The organism is Mesorhizobium sp. WSM4841, from assembly GCF_055811515.1.
Map to the genome: position 1 here is coordinate 97,894 of NZ_JBVVQC010000024.1, position 7,116 is coordinate 105,009.

A 7,116-nucleotide genomic window follows, 5' to 3' on the forward strand; every position below is an offset into this window, starting at 1 on the left:
CGAGCCATGACCTTCTATAGGAGTAATGGGAATCGTGTTCCGTATCACATCCGGAAAATAGCTGAAGGGGTAAAGGCGGGAAATTTCGACCGCCGCGAATTTCTTGCGATGGCCAGCACCTTCGGCGCTTCGACCGCGATGGCTTACGGAATGCTCGGCTTGGCCGCTCCGAGCAAGGCGCTTGCCCAGGAGACGCCGAAAAGGGGCGGCGTTCTGAAAGTTGCGATGAACGTGAGGGATCCCAAGGATCCACGCACTGCCGATTGGTCCGAAATCGCCAATGCCGAGCGCCAGACGCTTGAGCCGCTGGTGAAATACACGCGCGACTTCACTTTCGAGCCCTATCTGCTCGAGAGCTGGGAAGTAAATGACGAAGCGACCGAATACACGCTGAAGGTTCGGCCGAACGTCACCTGGAACAATGGCGACACGTTCAACGCCGACGACGTGATCTTCAACTTCACCCGCTGGGCCGACAAGAGCGCCGAAGGCAATTCGATGCCTGGCCGTCTCGGCACACTGGTCGACGAAGCGTCCGGCAATCTGCGCGAAGGGTCCATCACCAAGGTCGACGAAATGACCGTCAAGCTCTCGCTGACGAAGTCGGACATCGGCCTCATCCCGAACCTGTGCGACTATCCCGGCCTGATCGTGCATCACTCCTTCGATGAGACCGGCGCCAACTTCGTCCAGAACCCGATCGGCACTGGCCCGTTCGAACTCGTTTCCTACGATGTCGGCAGCAAGGTCGTTTACAAGCGTCGCGAAAACGGCGCCTGGTGGGGCGGCGAGGTCATGCTCGACGGCGTTGAGTTCATCGACTACGGCACCAATCCTTCAGCCATGGTCTCAGCCTTTGAAGCCGGCGAGGTCCACACCAACCACGAGACCACGGCCGACTATGTGCCGATACTCGATGCGCTCGATCTGGTTAAATCGGAAGTGGTCACCGCCTCGACCATCGTGGCGCGCACCAACGTCGCTAACAAGCCGTATGACGACCAGAAGGTCCGTAACGCCCTGCAATTGGCGGTCGATAATGCGGTGGTGCTCCAACTCGGCTACGGCAACGCCGGCACTGTGGCTGAAAACCACCATGTCTGCCCGATCCATCCGGATTATGCGGAGCTGCCCAAGGTGACCCGCGACATCGAAAAGGCCAAGGCAATGATGGCGGAAGCCGGTCAGGCCAACTACGAGCACGAGCTGATCACGGTCGACGAGGACTGGAACAAGAACACGGGCGACGCGATCGCCGCCCAGCTCCGCGAGGCCGGCATCAAGGTCAAGCGCACCGTCATTCCTGGTTCGACCTTCTGGAATGACTGGACGAAGTATCCGTACTCGATGACCAACTGGAACATGCGCCCCCTCGGCATCCAGGTAATCGCCATCGCCTACCGCACCGGCGAGGCTTGGAACGAGGCGGCCTATTCCAATCCGGACCTCGACGCCAAGATCGGCGAGGCGCTGTCGATCGCCGATGCCGAGAAGCGCAAGACGGTGATGGCCGACATCGAGAAGATGCTCCAGGATTCCGGCATCATCATCCAGCCTTACTGGCGCAAGCTCTACAACCACTCGGTGGCCGCGGTGAAGAACCACGGCATGCACCCGACCTTCGAGCACGACTTCGGAAAAGTATGGCTCGACGCCTGAGCCAGAGGACTGGGATCGAGTTGGGCAATGACATCACCAATCTCGTAAACCTTGAACGGGGCTACTAAGGGCCCGTATGGCAATAACTGCTTCAGTTCCTTGACGGGATTCGGCCAATTGCCGCGGCCTAATGAACCTAATCGATTCCATAATTTCTGTACGGACCCTAAGTGCGGGCTCAGAATCCACTCTTAGTCCGTTAGTGGCGCGACCGCGACCCCCAGAGGGTCGTCAACAATGTCTGCTTTCAGGCAGTGGCAACAGTCACCTCAATGGCCGACATCGGCGCAACCGCGACCACTCGAATCGTTCTAGCAATGTCCGCTTTCAGGAAGTGACAATGCTGACGTCAACGTCCGAGATGCGCAAAGCTGTCATTCGTGGCCGACCGCTTTGATCTGCGGACTTGTCGATTGGTTGCACTGGCGCTTCCGTCGGACGAAGATTGACCGGCGGGATGAGTGGGCGTGGCTGTCTGTTGTCATCCGAGTCCTGCAGGGGGAGCTAACCAGCGGACCGGGCCCACTGGTGTAGCGAAACTACGCACTCGTCTGCATCGAGCTCAGTAGGCGTCGCTCTTCTTCGACAATATAATCGCGGATGACTGGGACATCGTCACGGCGAGTCGAGATCAGTATCTGGAAGACAAAATTTGAACCGTTTAGGAAGCCGAGTTCGGCCGACGCCAGATAAAAATCCCACATACGGCAGAAGCGTTCGCCCATCATGGCGACTGCCTCCTCGCGCCTGGCCTCATAACCGAGACGCCAATTGTGGATCGTCCAGTAATAGTGCAGCCGCAAATTTTCGCAGTCGGCGCACCAGATCCCCGTGCGCTCCAACGAGGCAAACACCTCTGACAAAGCCGGCACATACCCACCTGGAAAGATATACTTGCGGATGAACGGCGCCGTCGTACCAGGCGGTGACATGCGTCCGATCGCATGAACCAATGCGAAGCCACCCTCCTTCAACAATCTATTAATGATCGTGAAATAGCTGTCGAAATGAACGACGCCCACGTGCTCCATCATTCCGATCGAGACAACACGGTCAAACTGTCCGCTGACCTCGCGATAGTCGACCTCGCGAAAATCGATCTGGTGAGCGACCCCGGCCTCGATCGCTCGAAGCCGAGACGCCGCCAATTGCTCCGTCGAAACGTTGATCGCCGTGACCTTCACGTCGCAATACTTGGCGAGATAGATGGCGAGAGCGCCCCAGCCTGAGCCGATTTCCATCACATGCATGCCCGGCTCTAGCTTGAGCTTCGCGGCAATGTGGCGATGCTTGTCCATCTGCGCTTGCTGCAGACTGTTGTCCGGTGCCGTGTAATAGGCGCACGAATAGGTCATTGTCTCGTCGAGCCATAGCTCATAAAATTTCGTCGGGATGTCGTAGTGATGCTGAACGTTTTTGGCGGCGAGACCGAGTTTGTTGTTCTGCTGGCGCCGGCGCAACGCACGCCAGACTTTCCGCAACGCCTTCTGAACAGGGTGGGCTGCCAACCCAGTGCGGTTGACGGAAAAAAGTGACAAGAGGTCAAATGCATTGCCACCGTTCTCGATCACCAAGCGGCCATCCATGTAGGCTTCGGCCGCCTTCAGTTCCGGATTGAAGAAGATCTCGCGTTCGACCGCTTTGTCGGTTAGGCGGATCGTCACGTCGGGCCCATCCTGTCCACTGCCGAAGGCTTGCCTGAAACCGTCCTCGAATATGACAGTCAGGCGCCCGTTTTTTACAAAACGGGAGAGCAGATTTGGCAGCAGACGCATTGTGGCTCGTTTCTCCTCATTTGCCCCGTAAGTATGACTACCCGGTGTCGGTACATCAATACCGACCTGGGGGCGGAGGGGGACCGGACTTCAGAAGTCTCCTCCCAATGCCGAAGTAGCGACTCATCCGGGCAGCCTGCCCGCGATCAGAAATGTCTGCTTCTGGCGCAATAAGATGTCCAGGGTGGTCGCCGGCAGCGTCTGCTATCCGGCAATCGCAAAGATCGCCTCAAGGGCGGACATCGGGCGCAAAGCAGCCATGCCGCCGTCGCGTGTGAGACTCTGCTTCGGGTCACAAGCAGAACAGCAGCCCCCTACGGCTCGTCCCTCTCATCGCGCAAATTAGCCACAACGCGGCGGTTCTGTGACCTGCAGGCGGTGTCGGGGCAGTCGCGGACGAGCCTGTCCTTGCCGTAGCCCTTGGCCCACATGCGGTTGCGGTCTATGCCGCCGGCGGCGAGGTAGTCCATCACCGCATCGGCGCGCTGCTGCGACAGCGCCGTTTCACTTGCGCCGGGATCGTCGGCGAAACCCTGCAGCTTGAGCAGCCAGCGCGGATGCTTTGCTAACCAGGCGATCTGGGTGTCGAGGGTGGCCTTGGCGACAGAATCGAGCGCGGCCGAACCTTGCGTGAAATAGGTGCGGCGGCCGACATTGAGGATAAAATCCTCCTCGCTGCCCGGCTGCACGTTCTGGAAGCCGGCAACCTCGGTGTTGGTGATGTCGGGCGTGGAAGGGGCCAGCGTGTTGCTGGTCGAGCAGGATGCGGCCAGCACCAGCAGGCCGGCGGCGAGCAGCCGGCGCGTGTTTTCAATCATGCGGTTCATGAGGCGCCAATCATTCGACAGTGGTGGAAGCGGGCGCCTGGTCGGCGATGTGCGGCAGGACCTGCACCGCGGTGCCGATCGGGCAGCGCTGGTAGAGGTCGATGATGTCTTCCGGGAACATGCGGATGCAGCCGCTGGAAGCGTCGGTGCCGATGCTCCATGGCTCCAGCGTGCCATGCAGGCGGTAGCCGGTGTCGGCGCCGTTGCGGTGCAGATAGAGCGCGCGCGGCCCGAGCGGATTGTTGGACGCGCCGCCTGCGACCATGTGCGGTAGGTCCGGCCTGCGCTTACGCATTTCGGGGGGCGGGACCCATTGCGGCCACAGCGCGCGGCGGTCGATCGTCGCGCGGCCGTACCATTTGAAGCCGTCCTTGCCGACGCCGACGCCGTAGCGGATGGCGGTCTTGTTTTCCATGATGATGTAGAGGAAGTGGTGGCGGGTATCGACCACGACGGTGCCGACCGGCTCGCTGCTGAAATACTTGACGATCTGGCGATGCCATTTCTTGTCGATCTTGGCGAAGTTGGTCTTGCGATAGACAAAATTGTTGTCGCTGGCGGTACCGGCGAAAAAGGATTTTGCCGCCGCGGCTTGAGCAATATTGCTGGTTGCACCCACCGCGACCAGCGCCAGGCCGCCGAGCACGACACCCCTGCGTGATAAAACCATCGGCAATATTCCCCCCCATGCCAAAAGCCTGGCGGACCATAGTTGAGAATTACTTCGCCTCAAAGTGGAAAATGCTGCGTTGCTTCAGTCCGCCGTGTCCGGACATTCGGCAATTTGGCGGCGAGTGACCGAATTGTGACAATCTTGCCGAGGACGAACGTCTAACCTAAACCCCATCCAGGACCTCAACCAAATTGGCGCGACTGTTTGGGACCGGGCGTAGTTGCGACGTTTGCCCTATCCGGACGTGTGAGCAATGCCGTGGGCAACCGTGATGCGTGTATTTTTTCGTTCGGTTGCTGCGATGATCGTGATGTCCGGCGTGGCAGGTTGCACAAGCATTTCTTACTACGCACAATCCTTGAAGGGTCACGTGGAGATCATGGCGGCGCGCCAGGATGTCGAAGAGCTGATCGACGATCCGTCGACCCCTGGGACATTGCGCGCTCGAATGGCATCGGCGAGCGCCATCCGACAGTTTGCGATAGATGAACTAGCGCTGCCGGACAACAATAGCTACCGTAGCTATGTTGACGTTGGTCCGGACGCGGTGACATGGGCCATCTTCGCCGCGCCGGAATTCTCGCTGACGCCACGAACATGGTGCTTTCCGGTGTTCGGATGCGTTCCGTACCGAGGATACTTCTCCAAAAGGTCTGCGATTGAAACCGCTGTCGAACTTCAGAGACAGGGCCTGGACGTCTATGTGACGGGCATCACTGCATATTCCACGCTCGGCTGGTCAAGTGACCCGCTGCTAAGCACCATGCTCAGCCAAGATGAAGCGGGTCTTGCAGGGCTAGTTTTCCACGAGCTGGCCCACCAACGCGTCTATGTGAAGGACGATTCCGCATTCAACGAGGCATTCGCTGTCGCCGTCGAAACAACCGGCGTGAGAAAATGGCTGCGCGCGGCTGGTGATACCGGCGACTTGCGCCGTTACAAAGCCGACCGAAAGCGCAGGACCGAATTTCTTGCGCTGGTATCGCACACCCGGGACGAGCTAGCGCACGTCTATGACGACTCCAATACCTCGGACCAAAAGCGGGCCGCAAAGACAGCCGCGATCGAACGGCTGCGGATGCGCTACCGAGAGATGCGCGACAGTCGCTGGCGTGGATACCGGGGATACGATGTCTGGTTCGATGCTCCGATTAACAACGCGAAGCTCGCCGCGACTTCCGTTTACGGTGATCAGGTGACGACGTTTCTCCGCTTGTTCGATTTGTGTTCGGGCGACTATCCAAGGTTCTACGCGTTGGTTCGACGGATCGGCGCGTTAGACAAATCTGACCGCGCCGAAGCGCTCAAGGCGGCAGATTCATGCGATTGAGCCGGTCAAATCCGAAGGCCAGAAGCGGCGCATCGGTCGCTGATGTACTCGGCAGCCGGCGCAGGTGATTGAATTGACCATTTGTCGGCCGATTTCCTAGGTATTTTGACGTCGGCGGGGCCGGAAGCCGCATGTCGGCCTACAGAAGCCAAAAGCGGGCTTGCCTGAACTCCCCGCGGGATCCTGGACCACAATGATTGCCGGCGGGCCGTCGCGCCTCAGCGTGCGCCCCTACGAGGCCGAAAACCTCACGCTCACGCCGCGCTGCCGAAAATAAGCCTGCATTAGCTTGCGGCCCGAACGGTTGTTCTGCGCCAGCCTGGTCGGATCGAACACCGCTTGTTCTATCCCCTCTCGCGTCAGCGCTGCTTTGAGCGCCGCGATATGTGCGTCGATGTCGGCATTGTTCGCCTGGAGCGATGCATAGATGCTGTCGGTCGCCTCGGCCACGGTCGGCTCGCTCACGGGGGGTACTCCTTTGGCTATTCGGGCGGCGGCTTAGCACAGATCAGCGGCTTCGCCGATACCGATAAGACGGCTAGATGGGCGGCAACAGTGTTCCTTGGGGGCGGCCCGATGCGCATCGTCGAGATATTCCGTCGCGGCCAGCAGCCCAGATCCCGTGCGCCACCGAGGCACCAGGCCGCATGACGAGATGCCCGTCACATTACCCAAAATGAGCCCGATCCGCCCTGCATTCCGGGATAATGTCGCTTTGCACCAGGCTTTGCCGAACACGGCAAAATCGCCGCGACACAACCGCAGACGAGTTGTTTGCGTCAAGTTCTGCAAAAATGGCGTGGCATTCAGCGGTGACGTTGGCGTGTCCGCCGCGCAGCCCCCGTGTTTAGC

General features: G+C 59.4%; 7 protein-coding genes. 2 read left to right on the top strand and 5 right to left on the bottom strand.

Annotated elements, in window-relative coordinates:
* Positions 1-6: 6 nt before the first annotated feature.
* Positions 7-1,659, top strand: coding sequence for an ABC transporter substrate-binding protein (locus AC0L14_RS24340; RefSeq protein ID WP_473750959.1), 1,653 nt, complete (start codon positions 7-9; stop codon positions 1,657-1,659).
* Between the two features lie 539 nt (positions 1,660-2,198).
* Here the strand turns inward: AC0L14_RS24340 and AC0L14_RS24345 are convergent.
* From AC0L14_RS24345 to AC0L14_RS24355, 3 genes are all read right to left on the bottom strand, one after another.
* Positions 2,199-3,434, bottom strand: coding sequence for a class I SAM-dependent methyltransferase (locus AC0L14_RS24345; RefSeq protein ID WP_473488589.1), 1,236 nt, complete (start codon positions 3,432-3,434; stop codon positions 2,199-2,201).
* A 314-nt stretch (positions 3,435-3,748) separates the two neighbouring features.
* On the bottom strand, positions 3,749-4,261 hold the full coding sequence (locus tag AC0L14_RS24350) for an OmpA family protein (protein WP_473488588.1): 513 nt from the start codon (positions 4,259-4,261) through the stop codon (positions 3,749-3,751).
* A gap of 10 nt (positions 4,262-4,271) precedes the next feature.
* Positions 4,272-4,931 (bottom strand): L,D-transpeptidase, encoded by a 660-nt coding sequence (locus AC0L14_RS24355; protein WP_473750960.1) that lies wholly within the window; start codon positions 4,929-4,931, stop codon positions 4,272-4,274.
* Positions 4,932-5,187: 256 nt separating this feature from the next.
* Here AC0L14_RS24355 and AC0L14_RS24360 point away from each other — a divergent pair, with 256 nt between their 5' ends.
* Positions 5,188-6,264 carry an aminopeptidase gene (locus tag AC0L14_RS24360; protein WP_473750961.1) on the top strand — a complete coding sequence of 359 codons (1,077 nt, stop codon included), beginning with the start codon at positions 5,188-5,190 and terminating at the stop codon, positions 6,262-6,264.
* Between the two features lie 231 nt (positions 6,265-6,495).
* Here AC0L14_RS24360 and AC0L14_RS24365 read toward each other — a convergent pair whose 3' ends face one another.
* Together AC0L14_RS24365 and AC0L14_RS24370 are read right to left on the bottom strand one after the other, a co-directional pair.
* Positions 6,496-6,729, bottom strand: a complete 234-nt coding sequence (locus AC0L14_RS24365; protein ID WP_292180813.1) for a hypothetical protein — start codon at positions 6,727-6,729, stop codon at positions 6,496-6,498.
* 33 nt (positions 6,730-6,762) lie between these two features.
* Positions 6,763-7,116 (bottom strand): hypothetical protein (locus AC0L14_RS24370; protein WP_473750963.1); only part of this gene is annotated, 354 nt, incomplete at its 5' end.

Coding starts and splice junctions, on each gene's coding strand:
- AC0L14_RS24340 (WP_473750959.1), top strand. CDS start 7: ATGACCTTCTATAGGAGTAATGGGAATCGTGTTCCGTATCACATCCGG.
- AC0L14_RS24345 (WP_473488589.1), bottom strand. CDS start 3,434: ATGCGTCTGCTGCCAAATCTGCTCTCCCGTTTTGTAAAAAACGGGCGC.
- AC0L14_RS24350 (WP_473488588.1), bottom strand. CDS start 4,261: ATGAACCGCATGATTGAAAACACGCGCCGGCTGCTCGCCGCCGGCCTG.
- AC0L14_RS24355 (WP_473750960.1), bottom strand. CDS start 4,931: ATGGTTTTATCACGCAGGGGTGTCGTGCTCGGCGGCCTGGCGCTGGTC.
- AC0L14_RS24360 (WP_473750961.1), top strand. CDS start 5,188: ATGCCGTGGGCAACCGTGATGCGTGTATTTTTTCGTTCGGTTGCTGCG.